This window comes from Cellulomonas fulva (assembly GCF_018531375.1).
In the GTDB taxonomy this organism is placed as follows: Bacteria; Actinomycetota; Actinomycetes; order Actinomycetales; family Cellulomonadaceae; genus Cellulomonas; species Cellulomonas fulva.
Map to the genome: position 1 here is coordinate 1147423 of NZ_JAHBOH010000001.1, position 19107 is coordinate 1166529.

Annotated in this window: 15 protein-coding genes; 9 read left to right on the plus strand and 6 right to left on the minus strand. The window is 73.5% G+C overall.

What is annotated here, in order from left to right:
- Nucleotides 1–105: 105 nt before the first annotated feature.
- Nucleotides 106–1803, minus strand: coding sequence for an AMP-binding protein (locus KIN34_RS05065; RefSeq protein WP_214347574.1), 1698 nt, complete (start codon nt 1801–1803; stop codon nt 106–108).
- 108 nt (nt 1804–1911) lie between these two features.
- Here KIN34_RS05065 and KIN34_RS05070 point away from each other — a divergent pair, with 108 nt between their 5' ends.
- Entirely contained in the window at nt 1912–2514 is a 603-nt protein-coding gene (locus KIN34_RS05070) for a GNAT family N-acetyltransferase (RefSeq protein ID WP_214347575.1), read from the plus strand.
- Nucleotides 2515–2517: 3 nt separating this feature from the next.
- Here KIN34_RS05070 and KIN34_RS05075 read toward each other — a convergent pair whose 3' ends face one another.
- From KIN34_RS05075 to KIN34_RS05090, 4 genes are all read right to left on the minus strand, one after another.
- Complete coding sequence (locus KIN34_RS05075; RefSeq protein WP_214347578.1) at nt 2518–3363, minus strand: SCO4651 family lipoprotein; 846 nt, start codon at nt 3361–3363, stop codon at nt 2518–2520.
- A 139-nt stretch (nt 3364–3502) separates the two neighbouring features.
- The gene (locus KIN34_RS05080; RefSeq protein WP_214347581.1) at nt 3503–4396 is read right to left on the minus strand and encodes an SCO4651 family lipoprotein; all 894 of its coding nucleotides are present in this window, start codon (nt 4394–4396) and stop codon (nt 3503–3505) included.
- Between the two features lie 125 nt (nt 4397–4521).
- A complete protein-coding gene (locus KIN34_RS05085; RefSeq protein ID WP_214347583.1) occupies nt 4522–5499 on the minus strand; it encodes an aldose epimerase family protein in 978 nt (325 codons plus the stop codon).
- Between the two features lie 19 nt (nt 5500–5518).
- Nucleotides 5519–7987: a glycoside hydrolase family 94 protein gene (locus KIN34_RS05090; RefSeq protein ID WP_214347585.1), complete on the minus strand. Its 2469-nt coding sequence runs from the start codon at nt 7985–7987 to the stop codon at nt 5519–5521.
- A 220-nt stretch (nt 7988–8207) separates the two neighbouring features.
- Between KIN34_RS05090 and dcd the strand changes: the two genes are divergently transcribed.
- Complete coding sequence (dcd, locus tag KIN34_RS05095) at nt 8208–8783, plus strand: dCTP deaminase (protein WP_214347587.1); 576 nt, start codon at nt 8208–8210, stop codon at nt 8781–8783.
- A gap of 5 nt (nt 8784–8788) precedes the next feature.
- Nucleotides 8789–9928, plus strand: coding sequence for a hypothetical protein (locus tag KIN34_RS05100; protein ID WP_214347589.1), 1140 nt, complete (start codon nt 8789–8791; stop codon nt 9926–9928).
- Nucleotides 9929–10066: 138 nt separating this feature from the next.
- Here KIN34_RS05100 and KIN34_RS05105 read toward each other — a convergent pair whose 3' ends face one another.
- The gene (locus KIN34_RS05105; protein ID WP_214347591.1) at nt 10067–12355 is read right to left on the minus strand and encodes a (Fe-S)-binding protein; all 2289 of its coding nucleotides are present in this window, start codon (nt 12353–12355) and stop codon (nt 10067–10069) included.
- Nucleotides 12356–12620: 265 nt separating this feature from the next.
- Between KIN34_RS05105 and KIN34_RS05110 the strand changes: the two genes are divergently transcribed.
- From KIN34_RS05110 to mnhG, 6 genes are read left to right on the plus strand one after another with little or no spacing between them, the layout of a single operon-like run.
- On the plus strand, nt 12621–15695 hold the full coding sequence (locus KIN34_RS05110) for a Na+/H+ antiporter subunit A (protein ID WP_214347593.1): 3075 nt from the start codon (nt 12621–12623) through the stop codon (nt 15693–15695).
- Between the two features lie 5 nt (nt 15696–15700).
- Entirely contained in the window at nt 15701–16222 is a 522-nt protein-coding gene (locus KIN34_RS05115; protein ID WP_214351805.1) for a Na(+)/H(+) antiporter subunit C, read from the plus strand.
- Nucleotides 16219–17763 carry a Na+/H+ antiporter subunit D gene (locus KIN34_RS05120; RefSeq protein WP_214347596.1) on the plus strand — a complete coding sequence of 515 codons (1545 nt, stop codon included), beginning with the start codon at nt 16219–16221 and terminating at the stop codon, nt 17761–17763. The genes KIN34_RS05115 and KIN34_RS05120 overlap by 4 nt, the downstream gene beginning before the upstream one ends.
- Entirely contained in the window at nt 17760–18329 is a 570-nt protein-coding gene (locus KIN34_RS05125) for a Na+/H+ antiporter subunit E (RefSeq protein WP_214347599.1), read from the plus strand. Before KIN34_RS05120 ends, KIN34_RS05125 begins: the two co-directional genes overlap by 4 nt.
- Nucleotides 18326–18721 (plus strand): MrpF/PhaF family protein, encoded by a 396-nt coding sequence (locus KIN34_RS05130; RefSeq protein ID WP_214347602.1) that lies wholly within the window; start codon nt 18326–18328, stop codon nt 18719–18721. Before KIN34_RS05125 ends, KIN34_RS05130 begins: the two co-directional genes overlap by 4 nt.
- On the plus strand, nt 18718–19101 hold the full coding sequence (gene mnhG / locus KIN34_RS05135) for a monovalent cation/H(+) antiporter subunit G (RefSeq protein ID WP_214347605.1): 384 nt from the start codon (nt 18718–18720) through the stop codon (nt 19099–19101). Before KIN34_RS05130 ends, mnhG begins: the two co-directional genes overlap by 4 nt.
- Nucleotides 19102–19107: the final 6 nt, after the last annotated feature.

Consider the following 19107-nt stretch of genomic DNA (forward strand, 5'->3'; position numbering starts at 1 on the left):
CACTTGACCGTCCCGGGGATCCCGGCGCCGGTCGAGCTCGGCCCCGACAGCATACCCACGCACCGCGCCGCCGCGAAAAGCCGGGCGGTGGCCGGTGCGGAGGCGTCAGGCCGGGAGCGCCAGGACCTGGTCGCGGACCACGCGGCGCAGGACCTTGCCCACCTGCGAGCGCGGGAGGTCCGGCAGCACGACGAGCCGGCGCGGCACGGCGTAGCGAGCGAGGTGCCGCGCGCACCAGTCGCGCACGGCCGCGAGGTCGACGTCCTGCCCCTCGTCGAGCACGACGGCGGCGACGACGGACTCGCCCAGGTCCCCGCCCGGCACGCCGACCACCGCGACGTCGCGGATGCCGGGCATGGTGCGCAGGTGGTCCTCGACCTGCGAGGGGTACACCTTGAAGCCGCCGGTCACGATCATCTCCTTGATCCGGTCGACGAGGACGACGAACCCGTCGTCGTCGACGCGGACCACGTCGCCGGTGCGCAGCCAGCCGTCGGGCAGGAGCTGCTCCGCGGTCTCGTCGGGCCGCCCCCAGTACCCGGCGAACACCTGCGGCCCGCGCACCAGCAGCTCGCCCGGCTCGCCGCGCGCCACGTCCGCGGTGACGTCCTGCTGGGAGACGACCCGCACGTCGGTCCCCGGGAACGGCAGCCCGAGCGCGCCGGGCCGCCGGGACGCGTCGAACGGGTTGCCGAGCGCGACCGGGGACGTCTCCGTCATGCCGTAGCCCTCGACGACGAGCCCGTCCGTCGCCTCCTCCCAGCGCCGGGCGGTCGCCGCCGGCAGCGCCATGGCGCCGCTGATCGCGTGCGTGAACGAGCGCAGGGAGACGCCGGCCTCCTCGGCGGACGTGACCAGGCGGTCGAGCATCGGCGGGACCGCCGGCAGGAAGGTGCCGGGCCGGCGGCGCTGCGCCGCGAGGACCAGCGCGGGGTCGAACGAGGGCAGCACGACGAGCGTCGCGGCGATCCGCACCGCGTAGGACAGGCAGAGGGTCAGCCCGAACGCGTGGAAGAACGGCAGCACGCCGTAGACCACCTCGCGTCCGCGCTCGTGCCGCGTCCACGCGTGCCCCTGCACGGCGTTCGCGACCAGGTTGCGGTGCGTCAGCACGGCGGCCTTGGGCGTGCCCGTGGTCCCGCCGGTGTACTGCAGCAGGGCCACGTCCGACGAGGACGGGCGGGGGTGGTCGGCCGGCAGGGGGGTCGCGGCGTGCACGAGCCGGTGCCACAGCGGGACGTCGGCCGGGACCGGGCCGCGCATCGCCGCGGCGGTCCGCCGCGCCCTGGCCACGGGCAGCCGCAGCGCCCACCGCGACGCGCGGGGCAGGTCGTGCGCCAGGTCGACGGCGACGACCGCGCGCAGGTCCGTGCGGTCGCGGGCCTCGAGCACCGCGGGCACGGCCTTGGTCCACACGAGCGCGACCGACGCACCGGAGTCGGCGAGCTGGTGCGCGAGCTCGCCGGCCGAGTACGTCGGGTTGTGCCCGACGACCACGCCGCCGACCCGCAGCACGGCCTGGAACGCCACGAGGTGCTGGGTCGAGTTCGGCAGCGCGATCGCCACGCGGTCACCGGGCCGGACGCCGAGTGCGAGCAGGGCGCCCGCGGCGCGCGCGACCTCGTCGGCCAGCTCGGCATACGTGGTCGTCGCGCCCAGGAAGTCGACCGCGACGCGCTGCGGGTGGTCCGTCGCGGCACGCTCGAGCGCGGCCGTGAGCGGCTCGTCGGGGAGCGTGGGGAGGTCGACGGGGGAGGCCACCCGGAAGCTCTCGGGTGTGGTGCCCGTCACGGGCGAGGTCATGCGACCACCGTAACCTACGGAACCGTAAGTTACTACTCCGTAACCACGACGGCGCGCGCCAGGAGAGAGATGGGCCCGCGGCCGGACCGGAGGTGGTGGGATCGGGGGATGGCGCCGATCATCCGTCCGTTCCACCCGTCCGACCTGCCGGGCGTCTACCGGCTGTGCCTGCTCACCGGGGAGGCGGGCGGCGACGCGAGCGGCCTCTACCGCGACCCGGACCTGCTTGGGCACCTGTACGCCGGGCCGTACCCGGTCGCGGACCCGTCGCTGACGTTCGTCGTGGCCGACGACGACGGCGTCGTGGGCTACGTGGTGGCGACCGCGGACTCCCTCGGCTTCGCCCGGTGGCTCGACGAGCACTGGTGGCCGGTGCTGCGCGCGCAGCACCCCCGGGTCGGCGACCCGGGCGACGGCACGCAGGACCACGTCCTGGTCGAGCGCATCCACACCTGGCCCACCGCACCCGAGCCGCAGTACGACGAGTTCCCCGCGCACCTGCACATCGACCTGCACCCGCGGCTGCAGGGCCAGGGCTGGGGCCGGCGGCTCATCGGCACGCTGGCCGAGGCGCTGCGCGCCCGCGGCGTGACGGGCGTCCACCTGGGCGTCGACGACCGCAACACCGGGGCGCAGGCCTTCTACGCTCGCCTCGGCTTCGAGACGTTCGCGGTCCACGACTGGGGCCGCACGCTGAGCCTGCGCCTGTGAGCGCTACGCGGTGGTGTCGACGTCCTGCCAGTCGATCAGCTCGTCCGCCGGCGGCACCTCGACGGTGACGCTCTCGTCGTCCCAGTCGCCGAAGGTCATGGTGGTCGTGACGCCCTGGAACTCCGAGACGGTCTGCACCGTCCGGCCCTCGGCGTCCAGCCACGCGTCGGAGGTCATCGTCTCCGGCAGCTGGGCCATGGCGTCCTCGAGCATGCCACCCAGGTTGCCCGACATCGCCTCGACGTAGGCCGCGGTGTCGAGCGTCATCGTGTAGTGCATGGCGGGGACGCCCGCGATCTCCTCGACCCCGACGGCCTCGAGCTCGACCAGGGCGTCGTCGAACTGCGCGTTCTGCCCCGCCTGCGCCAGCTGCTGCGGGTCCGGGAGCTGGCTCGCCAGGGGGTTCTGCGTGTCAGCCGGGTCGATGATGACGTACTTGTTCCCGGACAGCTCGCCCAGGTTCATGTAGTACATCCCGTCGGCGATCACCGTCGTGGCCTCCATGCCCTGCGACGTCATGGTCATGCCGACCCGGGTGTCCTCGTCGTCGAGCACCACGTCGTAGGCGAAGCTGAGCTCGTTCGGTCCGCCGGTGGCCGACATCGTGTAGCGGTACCGCGACACCTCCTGCATCGCCTGCTGGTTCACGTCGACGAACTGCTCGCGCGTCAGCTCCGCCGGCCCGTCCGGCGTGGACGGCTGGCCCGGGTCGCTCGCGACGTCGCTCGGTGCCGAGGTCGCCGAGACGGTCTCGGCCGGCCCGCCCGCGGAGTCCGTGCCGCACGCGGTCAGGACGAGGGCGAGTGCCGCAGCCGAGCCGACGGCGAAGGCACGGGTGGTGGCGCGCATGCGTGTGTCCCCCTGGGGTCTGGTGCTGGTCGGCAGTCATGGTGCCAGCCGACCGACGGACACACAGGGTCGAAAGGTCCCCCGGGGCAATCTTCACCCGGATGCGCGCCGCCGCGACCCGGCGGCACGCACCGGGAGGTCAGCTGCCCAGCGAGGCGAACGGGTCCACGTCGGTGAGCTGGTCCGCGCTCGGCGCCTCGACGCGGATGCTCGAGTCGTCCCAGTCGGAGAAGACCGACTCGGACGTGAAGCCCATGATCTCCGTGGTGCTCTTCACCAGGCGGTTGTCCGCGTCGAGCCAGTAGTCGGTGGAGAGCGTCGTGCCGTCGCCCGCGTCGGGCGCGGCCGTCTCGCCCGCCAGGCCTCCGAGGGCGTCGGTGACGGCCGACATGTCGAGCACCACCGTGTAGTGGGTGGTCGGGATGCCCGCGACGTCCTCCTCGCCCACCTTCTCGACGGACTGGATCGCGTCGTCGAGCGGCGCGAGCTGCTCCTTCAGCGAGCTGCTGTCCGCCATCTGCTGCAGCTGCTCGGCCATCGGGCTCGAGTCGCCGTCGAGCTTGAAGAACTTGCCGTCCGTCAGGGCACCCATGTTCATGTAGTAGTCGGACCCGACGAGGATCACGGTCGACTCCTGCCCCGCGGCCTTGGTGACCGACCTGGTGGAGACCTTGCCGCCCTGCACCACGACCTCGGCGACCGTGGTGGACTCGACGCCCGACCCGGTGGTGGTCGTGGTCATCCGGTAGCGCGTGTCCTGGCTCATCGCGCTCGAGAGGGCGTCGGCGAAGTTCTCCGCCGTGAGCTCGGCGCCGGCGTCCGTGCCCGCGCCGTCGCCGGCCGCGGGCGTGCTCGTCGTGGCGTCAGAGCCGGCGTCCTGGCCGGCGTCCTGCCCCGCGTCCTGGTCGGTGCCCTGCGAGACCGCCGTCTGCGCGGGCGCCGCCGTGCCGTCCGACGAGTCGCTGCACGCGGCGAGGGTGAGGGCGAGGGTCGCGGCGGCACCTGCGCCGACGATCCGGGTGATGGCACGCATGAGAGAGCTCCCCTGGTCGTGGATTCGCCACAATCCTGGCACGGCCGCGCCGGGTCGGCCGGGTCCGTCCACAGGCCTCACCCGGGTGATCCCGGTCACCCGGCCGGGCCGCCGCACGGGTCCGGTCACGCCTCCGAGGGCGTCACGTCCAGCGTGAACCGCGCCGTGCGGACCTCCTCGGGCTGCAGCTCGAGGACGCCGGTGCCGGGGACGCCCGCGGCGTGCAGCGTGAACGCGTCGTTGACGTTGGTCACGGGCTCGACGGCGAAGTACGCACGCCGCTGGGGCGCGTAGAGCACGACGTGCGAGTACGTCGGGTCCGCGGTGAGGTCCACGCGCACGCCCTCGTCGTACTGGATCCCGACCGTCCCGTCCCAGCCGGTCAGGACGTCGTCGACGAAGCCTGCGCCCAGCCGCCGGGGACGGCGGAAGTCCGCACGCGGCGGGACCGGGCCGGCCGGGCCGACCGCCATGCCCGCCTCGAGCGGGTAGCCGCGCTCGGCCGGCACGTGCAGCACGGGCTGCGCCGACGACGAGGGGGTGGCGCCCGGTGCCACCAGCGACCGGCGCAGGTACGGGTGGTGCCCGAACCCGGCCGGGAACGGCTCGACGTCCACGTTCTGCACGCTGGTCGAGACCGTCAGCCGGCCGCCGTCGAGCGCGTACGTCACGCGGGCGACGAACCGCCACGGGAAGTTGATCCCGATCAGGTCGCTCGTGTCGAGCGAGAGCGTCACCGACCCCGGCGAGCGTGCCTCGATGCCCCACGACGCGTACCGGGTGGCGCCGTGGATCGCGGTGCCGTCCGCGCCGTCGTGCTGCAGCCGCCAGGTCTGTCCCCGGTAGCGCAGCACGCCGCCGCGGACGCGGTTGGACCACGGGACCATGACAAAGCTCGCGCACCGCTCCGGCACGCCCCGGCCGCCGGCGGGCGTCGGCCGCAGGAGGTCGCGCCAGCCCTCACGCGTGCGGATCCGCCCGGCCGCGAGCGCCGCGCCGGTGTCCGGCAGCACGTCGAGCTCCCACACCCCGCTGCGGAGCCGGAGCACGCGCGGGTCGAGCTCGACGCCCGACTCCTCGTCGACACCGGGCGCAGCGGTCATCGTGGTTCCCCCTCGGCTGTCAGAGCGTGACCTCGACGCGCACGGTCGAGCCGGCGGGCGCGTAGGGGACCAGGTTGCCCTCGACGGGCGTGCCGTCGACGACGAGCGAGCCGCGGGCGCCGTCGGCGCCCGAGTTCGTCACGACGATCTCGTACGTCGCGCCGCGCGCGACGCGCGTCACCGTGAACTGCGGCACCTCGGGGCCGATCTGCGGGTCGACGACGAGCCCGTCGTAGTCGGTCCGCACGCCGAGCAGGTGCTGCGAGACGGTGACGAAGTTCCACGCCGCGGTGCCGGTGAGCCAGGAGTTCTTGGCCTCGCCGTGGCGGACCGCCTCCTTGCCCGCGATCATCTGCGCGTACACGTACGGCTCGAGGCGGTGCACGTCGGAGATGTCCTCGCGGTACGCCGGCGTGATGCGCTTGTAGTAGTCGAACGCGCGCGCGCCGCGGCCCAGCACCGTCTCGGCGATGATCACCCAGGGGTTGTTGTGGCAGAAGATGCCACCGTTCTCCTTGTACCCGGGCGGGTACGTCGAGACCTCGCCCATGTGTACCTGGTAGGTGGTGTACGCCGGGTACTGCAGCACCATGCCGTGGTCGGTCGCCAGCATCTCGTTGACCGCGTCGAGCGCCTGGACCGCCGGCGCGGACTCGTCGTGCGGTCCCTCGCCCACGCCGACGCCCGCCATCACGGCGAAGCCCTGCGGCTCGATCCAGATCTTGCCCTCGTCGTGCGCGTCGGTGCCGATCGGGTTGCCGTAGTAGTCGTACGCCCGCAGGAACCAGCGCCCGTCCCAGCCGTCCGTGAGGATCGCCTGGCGCATCTCGGCGACGAGGTCGCGCGCCCGGGCGGCGACGTCGGCGAGGCCGCGGCGCTCCGCGAGCTCGGCGTACTGCTCGCCGTAGAGCACGAACTGCGCGGCGATGAACACCGACTCGGCGACCCCGCCCGCCTGGTTCTCGGTGGTCTGGAAGGACTCGCCGGGGGTGGTCGAGAAGCAGTTGAGGTTGAGGCAGTCGTTCCAGTCGGCCCGGCCGATCAGGGGCAGGCCGTGCGGGCCGCGGTTCGCGACCGTGAACTCGAACGAGCGCGTGAGGTGCTCGAACAGCGGGACCTCGGTGCCGTCCTCGTTGTCGAACGGCACGGGCTCGTCGAGGATCGAGAAGTCGCCCGTCTCCTTGACGTACGCCGCGGTGCCCGCGATGAGCCACAGCGGGTCGTCGTTGAAGCCGGAGCCGATGTCGTTGTTCCCGCGCTTCGTGAGCGGCTGGTACTGGTGGTACGCCGAGCCGTCGGGGAACTGCGTCGAGGCGATGTCGATGATCCGCTCGCGCGCGCGCTCGGGGATCAGGTGGACGAAGCCGAGCAGGTCCTGGTTGGAGTCGCGGAAGCCCATCCCGCGCCCGATCCCGGTCTCGAAGAACGAGGCCGAGCGGGACATGTTGAACGTGACCATGCACTGGTACTGGTTCCACACGTTGACCATGCGGTCGAGCTTCTCGTCGTCCGAGCGGACCGAGTACGTCGACAGCAGCCGGGTCCAGTGGTCCTGCAGCTCGACGAGCGCGGCGTCCGCCTGCTCCGCGGTGGCGAACCGGCCCAGCAGCGCGTGCGCGCGCTCCTTGTTGACCACCTGGTGGGCGTCGTCCGCCCACTTCTCCTCGTCGGGGTTCTCCACGTAGCCCAGCACGTAGACCAGGTCGCGGGACTCGCCGGGCGCGAGCTCGACGACGACCGAGTGCGAGCCGATCGGGTACCAGCCGGACGCGACCGAGTCGGCCGAGCGGCCCGCGCGCGGCACCGCCGCCTCGCCCAGCCCGTTGTAGGCGCCGACGAACGTGTCCCGGTCCGTGTCGAAGCCCGCGGCGGGGGTGTTCACGGCGAACACGGCGTAGTGGTCGCGGCGCTCGCGGTACTCCGTGCGGTGGTAGATCGCGGAGCCGTGCGGCGAGTCCTGCTCGACCTCGACCTCGCCGATCGAGAGGTTGCGCTGGTAGTTGGTCTGGTCGTCCTGCGCGTTCCAGAGGCAGAACTCGACGAACGAGAAGAGCGTGAGGCTCTTGGCGGCGTCCGAGGTGTTGGTGACCGTGACCTTCTGCACCTCGGCGGTCTCGCCGAGCGGCACGAAGAACGAGGTCTCGACGCGCACGCCGTTCCGCTCGCCCGTGATGCGCGAGTAGCCCAGGCCGTGCCGCGCCTCGAAGTGGTCCAGGTCCGCCTTGACCGGGAGCCACGACGGCGTCCACACGTCGCCGCCGTCGTTCACGTACAGGTAGCGGCCGCCCGCGTCCGCGGGGATGTTGTTGTAGCGGTAGCGCGTCAGGCGGCGCATCTTGGCGTCGCGGTAGAACGAGTAGCCACCGGCCTGGTGGGACAGCAGCGAGAAGAACTGCTCCGATCCCAGGTAGTTGATCCACGGGTACGGGGTGTGCGGCGTCGTGATGACGTACTCGCGTGCCTCGTCGTCGAAGTGCCCGTAGCGCATCGGTGGTGCCTCTCGCGGTGATCGTCGCCGGGTCGCTCGCTGCCGCGACGCTGCCGTGCGTCCCTCGTCGGCGGTGACCACTCAGGGTGGGTGCGAGAGCGCTCCCATGCGCCTCACGAGACAGGACTATAGCGGGGCGCCAGGGCCGCGGCACCCACCCCGGCGATACCGGTCCCCGGACGGCGTAGGACGCGCCGCCGCGGGGCACTACCGTGGCCCCGTGCTGCTCTCCGACCGTGACATCAGGGCCGAGCTCGAGTCCGGCCGCGTGGGCCTCGAGCCCTACGAGCCGGCGATGATCCAGCCGTCGAGCATCGACGTGCGCCTCGACCGGTTCTTCCGGCTGTTCGACAACCACAAGTACCCGGTCATCGACCCCGCGGCCGAGCAGCCGGACCTCACCCGGCTGGTCGACGTGCCTACGGGCGAGTCGTTCGTGCTGCACCCCGGCGAGTTCGTCCTCGGCTCCACGTACGAGCAGGTCACGCTGCCCGACGACGTCGCGGCACGGCTGGAGGGCAAGTCCTCCCTGGGCCGGCTGGGGCTGCTCACGCACTCGACCGCCGGCTTCGTCGACCCCGGCTTCTCCGGCCACGTGACGCTCGAGCTGTCCAACGTGGCGACGCTGCCGATCATCCTGTGGCCCGGCATGAAGATCGGGCAGCTGTGCTTCTTCCGCCTGTCCTCCGCCGCCGAGCACCCGTACGGGTCCGAGCGCTACGGCTCGCGGTACCAGGGCCAGCGCGGCCCGACGGCCTCGCGGTCCTGGCAGAGCTTCCACCGCACGGAGGTGTGAGCCCGGTGCCGCGCCTCCCGCTCACGGCGGACCCGGACCTGCGGCGCCGGCACCTGCTCGCGCTGCCGGGCGGGGTCGAGCCCGACGAGGTCGAGGTCCTGGCCGCGAGCAGGTTCCTCAACGCCCGCTGGGAGGACCCGGCCGGCGACACCCCGACGCAGCGGTCCCGACCGCTGACCGCGGCGTTCGGCCTGCGGCTCGGAGGGACCGCGGCCGCGCGCGAGCCGGGCGCCCGAGTGCTGCGGCTCACCCGGCACTCGACGCTGACCGGGCCGTACACCGTGCTGCCCGACGACGTGGTGGCGCTCGGCCTGCCCGCGTCCACCGAGCTCGTCTTCGACGTCGTGGCGACGCGCGAGCGCGGCGAGCGGCCCTACCCGGGCGGCGACCGGAACGGGCTCAAGCGCGCGTTCCCCGACGGGATGCCCGTGCGCGAGGAGGAGCGCGTGCTGCTCTGGCTCGTCGCGGCGGCTCGTCGGCTGGGTGGCGCCGTGCGCACGGGCGAGTTCGGCGTGGTCCTGGTGCCGGACATGGAGAGCGCGATCGACCTGACCGTCCTCACCGACCGGTGGGTCGAGCCCGAGGAGGCGCTCGCGGTGGTGCAGCGGGCCGCGCCGCGGGCCCGGCTGTCGGTCCCGACGAGCGAGTGGAACGGCCCGATGGTCGGCGCCGGCCGCGAGGAGGGGCACCCGGTCCCGGGCATGCCCGAGCCGGGCGGCTCGGGGCTGCGGGACACGCTGCGGGAGCACGGCGTGCTGGACCCGCTCGAGCGGCGGCGGCTCATGATGGAGGCCGCCGCGTTCGACGAGCTCATGCTGGCCGCGCCGCCCGCGGCCGAGTCGTTCGGCGTGCTGGTGGACCTCGGCGTGGACGGCACGGTCGCGGTCGAGGTCGCCGAGGAGACGGAGCTGCCGCCGCTGCTGCGCGGGCTGCCGTGGACCGAGCGCGGGGTCGTCGCCTACCGCGTGCGCTGGGAGCCGATGCTGATCGAGCAGCTCGAGGTCGAGAAGCCGTCGCTCGAGCACCGCGTGGCCCGCACGCGGGCGGCCCCCGTGGTCATGGCCGTGACGCGTGCGCTCCACGCCGCGGTGGGCGGCGAGATCGCCGACGAGGCCGACTTCCTGATCGACCCGGCCGACCTCTGAGCACCCCGCCCTCGCCGACGCCGTGGCGACTCCTCACCGAGTCGTCAAAGGTTCAGTGGGTCGTCAGCCATCTCTGACGAGGTGCTGAATCTCTGACGACGTGGTGGTTCTCTGACGAGTCGGGGGTCGCGAGGTGGGTCAGGGGGTGGGGCTCAGGCGGTCGCGGAGGAGGACGGCGATGTCCGTCACCTCCGGGACCCCGACCTGCACCGGACGGGCCGACGAGGGCGTGCTCGGTGTCGAGGCGTCGGCCGGTGCCGCGTGCGCGCCTGCGTCCGGCGCTGTGCCCGGCGCTGTGCCCGGTCCGGTGCCTGGTGCTGTGCCCGAAGCGGCGTTCGAGGCCGCGGCCGCGACGCCGTCGGAGAGCATGACCGTGCAGTAGGGGCACGCGGTCGCGATCACGTCGGCGCCGGTGGCGATGGCCTCGGTGGCCCGCGCGGTGGAGATGCGCGTGCCGACGGACTCCTCCATCCACACGCGGGCGCCGCCCGCGCCGCAGCAGAACGCGTCCTTGCCGTGGCGCGGCATCTCCGCGAGCTGGACGCCGGGGATCGCGCCGAGCAGCTCCCGCGGCGGCGAGTAGACCTGGTTGTGCCGGCCCAGGTAGCAGGGGTCGTGGTAGGTCACGGTCCGCCCGTCGACCCGGGGGTCGTCCGCGGGCAGCAGCGTGAGGCGGCCGTCCGCGACCAGGTTCTCCAGCAGGACCGTGTGGTGCACCACCTCGTACCGGCCGCCGAGCTGCGGGTACTCCCGGCTGATGGTGTTGAAGCAGTGCGCGCAGGTCACCACGATGCGCTGGGCGCCCACCTCGCCGAGGACCTCGACGTTCTGGGCCGCGAGCATCTGGTAGAGCATCTCGTTGCCCGCGCGGCGGGCGGGGTCGCCCGTGCAGGTCTCGCCGTCGCCCAGCACCGCGAAGGAGACGCCCGCCGCGTGCAGCAGCTCGGCGACCGCCCTCGTCGTGCGCTTGGCACGGTCCTCGTAGGCGCCCGCGCACCCGACCCAGAACAGGTAGTCGACGTCCGCCGCGGACTCGACGTCGGCACCGACCACCGGGACCTCGAAGTCGAGCCCCTTGGCCCAGTCCATGCGGGCGCGCGCGGGCAGCCCCCACGGGTTGCCCTGGCGCTCGAGCTTGGTGAACGTCCCGCCCAGCTCCTTGGGGAACGCGGACTCCATGAGCACCTGGTAGCGCCGCATGTCGACGATCGCGTCGACGTGCTCGATGTCCACGGGGCACTGCTGCACGCACGCCCCGCACGTGGTGCACGCCCACAGCGCGTCGGGGTCGATGACGCCGGTGCCGATGAGGTCGAGGCCCGCGTGGGACTGGTCCGGCGTCTGCTCACCGGTGGGCGTCATCAGGTACGGGGCGGTCGCGGCGGCGTGGTCGCGCAGCGACAGGGTCACGACCTTGGGCGACAGCGGCTTGCCCGTGGCCCACGCCGGGCACTGGTCCTGGCACCGCCCGCACTCGGTGCAGGTCGCGAAGTCGAGCAGGCCCTTCCAGGTGAAGTCCTCGATCGCGCCGACGCCCAGGCGCGCGTCGTCGGGCAGGTCCTCGAGCGCGGCCAGGTCGACGGGGGTGCCGTCCGCGAGCGTGAGCGGCTGCAGCGGACCCAGCGCGGGGGCGCCGTCCGGCTCGCGCCGCGCGTACACGTTGACCAGGGCCAGGAAGCGGTGCCAGGCCACGCCCATCGTCGGCTGCAGCCCGATCACCATGAGCCACGTCATCGACACGACGATCTTGACGGTCGCCACCACGACGATCGCGGTCTCCAGCGCGCTCGTCGTCGCACCCTCGAGGGACGCGCCCAGCCAGGCGGTCGTCGGGAAGTGCACGGCCGACGCGACCGGGTCGCCCTGCGCGGCGGCGAGCGCGTGCTCGAGCGCGCGCAGCGCGATCACCGCGAGCACCACGACGAGCACGGTCGCCTCGACGTAGAACGCCTGCCACTGCGTGGAGGCGAAGAACCGGGAGCGACGCTGCACGGCCTCGGGCTGCGACGCGCGCGGCCGGATCCGCAGGCGGAGCACGATCAGCGCGACGATCCCGACGAGCGACGTCCACGCCAGCGCCTCGACGGCCCACTCGAGGGGGACGAGGTGACCGATCAGCGGCAGCGCGGCGTCGGGCGCGACGACCTGGAGGTACCCGGTCGCGAGCGTCACCGCGAGCACGGGGAACGAGACCATGACGACCCAGTGCGCCGCGCGCACGACGGGCCGGTGCTGGAACCGGCCGTGGCCCAGGACCTCGCGCGCGAGCGTGCCCAGCCGCTGCCCGACGGGCCGCAGCCGGCCGGGCGCCGGCCGACCCACCGCCGTGGTCCGCGCGATGGTCGTCGCCCCGCGCACGAACAGACCCACGCCGACGACGGTCGCCACCGCGACGACGACGAGGCACACCCACTGCAGCGCGTTCACGCGCACAACCTACCGACCCACCCCCGCCGCGGAGCGCCCTGCGGGAGGGGCAGTCGTGCGGCAGCGACGGACGCCGCCACGCACGCGGTCCCGGCCGGCCGGTGGGCGGGCGGTGCGTGGGTGACGGTTGGTAGAGTCTTGACCGATCCCCTGCCCTGGCACGTCGCCGGCCGGGCTCGCTCGCCGATCCGTCCGGCCCCCGCCGGCGGATCCCGCGCGGCTCCGACCGTCGACGGTGCGCCCCGACAGGACGGAGTCCGCTCGCGTGCTTCTGCTGCTCGTCGTCCACCTCGTAGCAGCCGTCGTCGCGCCCGCGCTCGTCGGGCTCTGGGGCCGCAAGGCGTTCTGGCTCCTGGCCGCCGCACCCGCGAGCGCCGCGGTGTGGGCCCTGTCCTGGACATCGGCCGTGCAGGAGGGCCGCGGACCGGTCGAGACCGTGTCCTGGATCCCGCAGCTGGGGCTCGAGCTCACGTTCCGGCTGGACACGCTGTCGTGGCTGATGACGCTCGTCGTGGGCGGGGTCGGCGCGCTGGTGCTGGTCTACTGCGCGGCGTACTTCTCGACGTCCGCGCAGGGGCTCGGGCGGTTCGGCGCCGTCTTCGTCGCGTTCGCGGGGGCGATGCTGGGGCTCGTCACGTCCGACGACATGGTCCTGCTGTTCGTCTTCTGGGAGCTGACGACGGTCACGTCGTACCTGCTCATCGGGCACTACACGGACCGCAAGGCGAGCCGGCGCGCCGCGATGCAGGCGATCGTCATCACCACCGCCGGCGGGCTCGCGATGCTGGTCGGCGTGGTGCTGCTGGGCGAGGCCGCGGGCACCTACCGGCTCAGCGCGGTGATCGCCGACCCGCCGGGCGGCACCGCGGCGACGGCCGCGATCGCGTGCCTGCTGGCCGGCGCCGCGACCAAGTCCGCGCTGATCCCGTTCCACTTCTGGCTCCCGGCCGCGATGGCGGCGCCCACGCCCGTCAGCGCGTACCTGCACGCCGCCGCGATGGTGAAGGCCGGCGTCTACCTGGTCGCGCGGTTCGCGCCCGCGTACTCGCAGCACGAGCTGTGGCGGTGGGGCGTCGTCGTGCTCGGCTGCGGCACGCTGCTGCTGGGCGGGTACCGCGCCCTGCGCCAGCACGACCTCAAGCTGGTCCTCGCGTTCGGCACCGTGAGCCAGCTCGGGCTCATCACGCTGCTCGTCGGGCTGGGGACCCGCGCGACCGCGCTCGCCGGCCTGGCGATGCTCGGGGCGCACGCGATGTTCAAGGCGACGCTGTTCCTGGTCGTCGGCGTGGTGGACGCCGCCACGGGCACCCGCGACCTGCGCCGGCTGTCCGGCGTGGGCAGGGAGCTCAAGCTCACCGCGCTCGCGGGGGCGCTGGGGACCGCGAGCATGATCGGGCTGCCGCCGTTCGCGGGCTACGTCGCCAAGGAGGCCGGGCTCGAGGGCATCGAGCACCTGGACGACGGCGTGACGGGGCTGGTGGTGCTGGTCAGCGTCGCGGTGGGCTCGGCGCTGACGGTCGCCTACGGCCTGCGGCTGTGGTGGGGCGCGTTCGCGACGAAGCGTGCGGTGGTCCCCGAGTCCGCGCTGGTGCCCGAGGCGGTGACGACCCAGGAGGACGGCGCACGCAGCCCCGGCACCACCATCCACGCGGCGGCCGAGCCGGACGCCGAGCCGGCCGCCATCTCTCACCCGAGCCTGCTGCTGGTGTGGCCCGCGATGATCCTGGGCGTGCTCGGGCTGGCCGTGGCGCTGCTGCCGCAGCTGGGGGAGGACCTGCTGCAGCCCTACGCCGAGACCTACCCCGCGGGCGAGCCCGGTCACCTGGCGCTCTGGGCCGGGTTCACCCCGACGTTCGTGCTCACCCTCGCGATCCTGGCCGGCGGCGCCGCGCTCTTCCTGGTGCGCGAGCGCGTCGAGCACTGGCAGCAGGGGCTCTACCGGGGGCCCGACGCGGACCGGGTGTACCGGCGGTTCATGCGCCGGCTCGACGACGCCGCGGCGGACGTCACGGCCGCGACGCAGCGCGGCTCGCTGCCGCTGTACCTCGGCATCGTGCTCGTCGTCTTCGTCGTCGGCGTCGGCTGGGCGGTGGTGTCCGACGAGACCTGGCCCCGGCAGGTCGTCGCGTGGGACAAGCCCGCGCAGGCGCTCTTCGCCGCCGCGGCGGTCGTCTCCGCGGTACTCGCCGCCCGCGCCCGCCGCCGCCTCAAGGCCGTGATCCTGCTCGGCATCGGCGGCTACGCGGTCGCGGGGCTGTTCCTCCTCGGGGGTGCGCCGGACCTGGCGCTCACGCAGGTGCTCGTGGAGACCGTCACCCTCGTCGTCTTCGTGCTGGTGCTGCGCCGGCTCCCCCCCTACTTCTCCGACCGTCCGCTCGCCGGGTCCCGGTGGGTGCGGCTCGGCATCGGGCTCGCGGTCGGCGTGATGGTCTCGGTCGTCGCGCTCGTCGCCCCGCTGGCCCGGGTGCACGCGCCCGTGACCGAGCACTTCGCCGAGGAGGCCGTCGAGTGGGGCGGCGGCCGGAACATCGTCAACGTCACGCTCGTGGACATCCGCGCGTGGGACACCATGGGCGAGATCTCGGTGCTCCTGGTCGCGGCCACCGGGGTCGCGTCGCTCGTCTTCCTCTCGCGGCGCAGCGGGCGCATCTACCGCGCGAGCGAGGCCGAGACGGACCGCACCGTGTGGGGCGGCCCGGACCCCATGGCGCCCCTGCGGCGCGGCGTCGACAAGCAGCGCGTCGAGGCGGCCAACACGAACCGCGTCTGGCTGAGCGCCGGCCGCACCCTGGCGCCGCAGCGGCGGTCCGTGGTGTTCGAGGTCGTCGTGCGGCTGCTGTTCCACACGATGATCGTGTACTCCGCGTTCCTGCTGTTCAGCGGCCACAACGCGCCCGGGGGCGGGTTCGCCGCCGGACTCGTGACGGGCATCGCGCTGATCGTGCGCTACCTGGCCGGTGGCCGGTACGAGCTGGGGGAGGCGGCGCCCGTGCAGCCCGGCGTGCTCCTCGGGTCGGGGCTGTTCCTGTCCGCCGGCGTGGGCCTCGTCGCCATGATCGCGGGCGGCACGGTGCTGGAGTCGTGGATCGTCGACCTGCACGTGCCCGTGATCGGCGACGTGCACCTGGTGACGAGCCTGTTCTTCGACGTGGGCGTCTACCTCGTCGTCGTCGGCCTGGTGCTGGACATCCTGCGCTCGCTGGGCGCGGAGATCGACCGCCGGGCGGAGACGGGCGAGGACGAGCGGTTCCGGGACGCGGAGCGCGCCGACATCGGGCTGGCCGAGCTCGGTCCCGACACCGTGCCCCCTGCGCGGGCGCACCAGGCGGGTGCCCCGTGACCGACATGACCCCCAACCTGGTGCTCGTCGTGACGATCGGCGTGCTGTTCACCGTCGGCGTCTACCTGCTGCTCGAGCGGTCGCTCTCGCGCGTCCTGATCGGCGTGGTCCTGCTCGGCAACGGCGCGAACCTGCTGTTCCTGGTCGCCGGCGGCGCGGCGGGCCGGCCACCGATCGTCGGGCTCGAGCCCGAGGGGCGGATGAGCGACCCCCTGCCGCAGGCCATGGTGCTGACGGCGATCGTCATCACGCTCGGCATGACGGCGTTCCTGCTCGCGATGGCGTACCGGTCCTGGCAGCTGCACAAGCACGACGAGGTGCAGGACGACGTCGAGGACCGGCGCATCGCCCGGCTGGCCGCGCGCGACGAGCGCGCGACGACCGACGACGACACGGAGGACTCGGGCCCTTCGCTCGACGAGGAGGCCGAGGAGGCCCGCGACGAGACCGACGAGGGCGTCCTGCCCGGGAGCGCCTCGGCCGCCCGGCCGACGCGCAGCGAGCGCCCCGAGGGGGGTGCACGATGACGGACCTGACCTGGCTCGTCCCGCTGCCCGTCGTCATCCCGCTGTCCGCGGCGGGGCTCACGCTCGCGCTCTACCGGCGCCCGCGCCTGCAGCCGATCGTCTCGGTCACGGCGCTGTCGCTCGTCCTGGTCGCGTCGCTCACGCTGCTCGTCGTGGTCGACGACGGCCCGCTCGTCGTGGACGTGGGCGACTGGGCCGCGCCGGTCGGCATCGACCTGGTCGCGGACCGGCTGTCCGCGCTCATGCTGACGATCTCCTCGGCGGTGACGCTCTGCGTCCTGCTCTACTCGCTCGCGCAGGGCCGGGACGACGACGAGGAGTCCGCCCCGATCTCGATCTTCCACCCCACGTTCCTGGTGCTGGCGGCGGGGGTCGGCAACGCGTTCCTCTCCGGCGACCTGTTCAACATCTACGTGGGCTTCGAGATCCTGCTCGCGGCGTCGTTCGTGCTCATCACGCTCGGCGGCACGCCCGACCGGATCCGGGCGGGGACCATCTACGTCGTCGTCGCGCTGCTGTCCTCGGTCCTGTTCCTGGTCGCGATCGCGGCGGTGTACGCCGCGACCGGCACGGTGAACCTGGCCCAGCTCGCGATCCGGCTGCCCGAGATCGACCCGGGGGTGCGGCTGCTGCTGCAGGTCCTGCTGCTGCTCGCGTTCGCCGTCAAGGCCGCCGTCTTCCCGCTGTCCGCGTGGTTGCCGGACTCCTACCCGACCGCGCCCGCACCGGTTACGGCGGTGTTCGCCGGCCTGCTCACCAAGGTCGGCGTGTACGCGATCATCCGCACCCAGACGCTGCTGTTCCCCGAGGGCCGGCTCGACGACGTCCTGATGTGGCTCGCGCTCGCGACCATGGTGATCGGGATCCTCGGCGCCGTGGCGCAGGACGACATCAAGCGGCTGCTCTCCTTCACGCTCGTCAGCCACATCGGCTACATGGTGTTCGGCATCGCCCTGTCCTCGGACGCGGGCTGGACCGCGGCGATCTACTACGTCGCGCACCACATCACCGTGCAGACCGCGCTGTTCCTGGTCGTGGGGCTGGTGGAGCGCGTCGGCGGCTCCACGTCCCTGACCCGCCTGGGCGGGCTGGCCAAGATGACGCCGCTCCTCGCCATCCTCTTCTTCGTGCCCGCGATGAACCTCGCGGGCATCCCGCCGCTGTCCGGGTTCCTGGGCAAGCTCGGGCTGCTGCAGGCGGGCGTCGACCAGGGCACCGGGTTGGCGTACGTGCTCGTCGTCGGGTCGGTGGTCACGTCGCTGCTCACGCTGTACGCGCTCATCAAGGCCTGGAACAAGGCCTTCTGGCAGACCCCGGAGACCGCGCCGCGCCCCGGCCGCCTGCCGTTCGGCATGGTGGCGCCGACGGGCGCGCTCATCGTCGTCGGCCTGGTGCTGACGTTCGCGGGCGGCCCGCTCTACGCCTACACCGAGCGCGCGGCGATCACGCTGCGCGAGCGCACGCCCTACATCGAGGCCGTCCTGCCGGACGGCCTGCGCGGCGAGGGCGAGTCCGCGGACGCGACGGGGGAGGACTCATGAGCCTGCACCCGCGGCGCGCGCGCCCCAAGGTCGCGTGGGGCACGATCGCGTGGCTCACGGTCGTCTGGGTGTTCCTGTGGGGCGACCTCACGATCGGCAACGTCCTCGCCGGCGCGGTCCTCGCGCTCGTCGTGACGACGGGGCTGCGGATGGCGCCGGTCGACTTCCACGGCCGCGTGCACCCGTGGGGGCTCGCGCGGCTGGTCGGGCGGTTCGCGGTGGACCTGGTCCGGGCCTCGTTCGAGGTCGCGGTGATCGCGCTGCGTCCGGGCTACACGCCGCGCGGCGCGGTGATCGGCGTGCAGCTGCGCAGCCACTCGGACCTCTACCTGACGATGACCGCGGAGCTGTGCTCGCTGGTCCCCGGCTCGCTGGTGGTCGAGGCGCACCGCCTCACGGGGGTGCTGTACCTGCACGTGCTGGACGTGCGGCAGTCCGGCGGGATCGAGGCCGCGCGGCAGTCGGTGCTGGACCAGGAGGAGCGGGTGCTGCGGGCCTTCGCCTCGCCGGCCGAGCTGCGCTCCGCGGGACTGCTGGGGCCGGAGCGGACGGAGGCGCGCGCATGAGCTGGGTGATCTGGGCGGCCGCCGCGATGATCACGGTGGGCGCCGCGCTCGCGGTGGTCCGCGCGGAGAAGGGGCCGTCGATGCTGGACCGGACGGTCGCGCTGGACATCACCGTGACTGCCATGATCGCGGCGGTCGCGCTCTACGCCGCCAGCGACCGGCGCACGGACGTGGTGCCCGTGCTCGTCGTGCTCTCGCTCGTCGGGTTCGTGGGGTCGGTGACGATCGCGCGGTTCGCGTCGGTGGAGCCCGAGGGCGAGGGGCGGGTGCGCACGCGCGAGGAGATCGCCGCGGAGGAGGCGCAGCGCCGCCAGGACGAGCTCGACGAGATGCGGGAGGGCCACGTGCCCGACGAGCACCACGGCGGCGGAGCGGAGGGGGAGGTCCGATGACGGCCGACGACTGGGACGTGGTGGCCGACGTGGCCTCGGCGATCTGCCTCCTGGGTGGAGCGCTCATGGTGCTCGCGGCCGGGGCGGGCGTGCTGCGCTTCCCGGACCTGCTCTCGCGCATGCACGCGGGCACCAAGCCGCAGACGTTCGGGCTGATCCTGGTGCTCGCCGGTCTGGCGCTGCGGCTGCGCTCGGGCGGCGCCGTGTGGGCGCTCGTGCTCGTCGCGGTCTTCGGGCTGCTCACCGCCCCGGTCGCCGCGCACATGGTGGGCCGGGCCGGCTACCGGACCGGCAAGGTGCGCAGCGACCTGCTGGTCACCGACGAGCTCACGCACGACCTGGACCAGGCCCGCGAGCGCGACGGGCACGAGCCGCGCTGACCGCGG

Bases quoted from the DNA above. Each gene is read 5' to 3' on its own strand.
- KIN34_RS05090 (WP_214347585.1), bottom strand. From the start codon at position 7,987: ATGCGCTACGGGCACTTCGACGACGAGGCACGCGAGTACGTCATCACG.
- mnhG (WP_214347605.1), top strand. From the start codon at position 18,718: ATGACGGCCGACGACTGGGACGTGGTGGCCGACGTGGCCTCGGCGATC.
- KIN34_RS05115 (WP_214351805.1), top strand. From the start codon at position 15,701: ATGACCCCCAACCTGGTGCTCGTCGTGACGATCGGCGTGCTGTTCACC.
- KIN34_RS05065 (WP_214347574.1), bottom strand. From the start codon at position 1,803: ATGACCTCGCCCGTGACGGGCACCACACCCGAGAGCTTCCGGGTGGCC.
- KIN34_RS05120 (WP_214347596.1), top strand. From the start codon at position 16,219: ATGACGGACCTGACCTGGCTCGTCCCGCTGCCCGTCGTCATCCCGCTG.
- KIN34_RS05125 (WP_214347599.1), top strand. From the start codon at position 17,760: ATGAGCCTGCACCCGCGGCGCGCGCGCCCCAAGGTCGCGTGGGGCACG.
- KIN34_RS05085 (WP_214347583.1), bottom strand. From the start codon at position 5,499: ATGACCGCTGCGCCCGGTGTCGACGAGGAGTCGGGCGTCGAGCTCGAC.
- KIN34_RS05075 (WP_214347578.1), bottom strand. From the start codon at position 3,363: ATGCGCGCCACCACCCGTGCCTTCGCCGTCGGCTCGGCTGCGGCACTC.
- KIN34_RS05070 (WP_214347575.1), top strand. From the start codon at position 1,912: ATGGCGCCGATCATCCGTCCGTTCCACCCGTCCGACCTGCCGGGCGTC.
- KIN34_RS05080 (WP_214347581.1), bottom strand. From the start codon at position 4,396: ATGCGTGCCATCACCCGGATCGTCGGCGCAGGTGCCGCCGCGACCCTC.
- KIN34_RS05130 (WP_214347602.1), top strand. From the start codon at position 18,326: ATGAGCTGGGTGATCTGGGCGGCCGCCGCGATGATCACGGTGGGCGCC.